The organism is Siccirubricoccus soli (assembly GCF_024178315.1).
Lineage (GTDB): Bacteria > Pseudomonadota > Alphaproteobacteria > Acetobacterales > Acetobacteraceae > Siccirubricoccus > Siccirubricoccus soli.
The window spans coordinates 1-1058 of the sequence record NZ_JAMZIK010000304.1; the positions used below are offsets into that span (position 1 = coordinate 1).

Consider the following 1058-nt stretch of genomic DNA (forward strand, 5'->3'; position numbering starts at 1 on the left):
TGTGCGGTCCCGTGATGAGGTGGTGCGGGTTGATCTTGAAGCCTGATGGATTTGTGGTCCAGGCATCGCAGAGCGCCTGGAAGGGTGTTCGCCATTGCAGTGCCTTGAGGTGCTTGGCGAAGTTGTAGGCCTGGACGAAGGCCAGGACGTGGGCTCTGAGAGCATTGAGGTCGGGGTAGTGGAAGGCCTTGATGGTGGCCTCTTTGACGGAGCAGTTCATCCGCTCGGCTTGGCCATTGGTCCAGCCGCAAGCGCCGGTCGCCCAGTTACTGCTCCCGATCCTGCTGAGCCTGCCGCGGGGGGCTCCTGCCACTTCCTCCGCCGCCCTGGCTAATCCGGACGTGGTCGGCCTGACGAGGGTTGCCTTACCCGGTGTGCCGTGTTCCGGCGTTGCGGAGTTCCGGCGTTGCGGACAGTTGGGCCGGCACCCGATTTCCGGACACTGCTCGGACATGAAAAAGCCGCCTGCGGAGCTGGTCTCCGAGGCGGCTTTTACGCAACTGAAGTAGTTGCTTTGTTGTGGATGCGGGGACAGGATTTGAACCTGTGACCTTCAGGTTATGAGCCTGACGAGCTACCGGGCTGCTCCACCCCGCGGTGGTGGGTGTTGGTGACGGGTGCGTGTTTCAGGATCCGGCGAGGTGGCCCGGCGGCGACCGACTCTCCCGCTGCTTGAGCAGCAGTACCATGGGCGCTGAGGTGTTTCACGGCCGAGTTCGGGATGGGATCGGGTGTATCATCCTCGCGATGACCACCGGGCCACCTGGCCGGATCCTGAATGGGGTTGGGATTGGCTGTGTTGCGGGGTGTGAGTGAGGCTGGAGCCGCGGCTTGGTGCTGCGTGCGGTGCGCCCTTGCGGGCGCGTCGCGGGTGGTGGGATGTGAGCTCTATCGGGCGATTAGGACCGCTTGGCTGCGTGCATTGCTGCACTTCCACCTGCGGCCTATCGACGTGATGGTCTATCACGGCCCTCGAGGGAGACCTCGTTTTGAGGGGGGTTTCCTGCTTAGATGCCTTCAGCAGTTATCCCGTCCGCACTTGGCTACCCAGCTGTGCC

At 63.2% G+C, this 1058-nt stretch carries 1 tRNA gene, 2 rRNA genes and 1 pseudogene; all 4 read right to left on the minus strand.

Annotated elements, in window-relative coordinates:
- Positions 1-244 (minus strand): annotated as a pseudogene (locus NJ376_RS28510) (integrase core domain-containing protein); the annotation flags it as partial.
- 276 nt (positions 245-520) lie between these two features.
- Positions 521-597: transfer RNA gene (locus tag NJ376_RS28515), tRNA-Met, on the minus strand.
- Between the two features lie 47 nt (positions 598-644).
- Positions 645-759 (minus strand): 5S ribosomal RNA (gene rrf, locus NJ376_RS28520).
- Between the two features lie 119 nt (positions 760-878).
- Positions 879-1058, minus strand: a 23S ribosomal RNA gene (locus NJ376_RS28525); the annotation flags it as partial.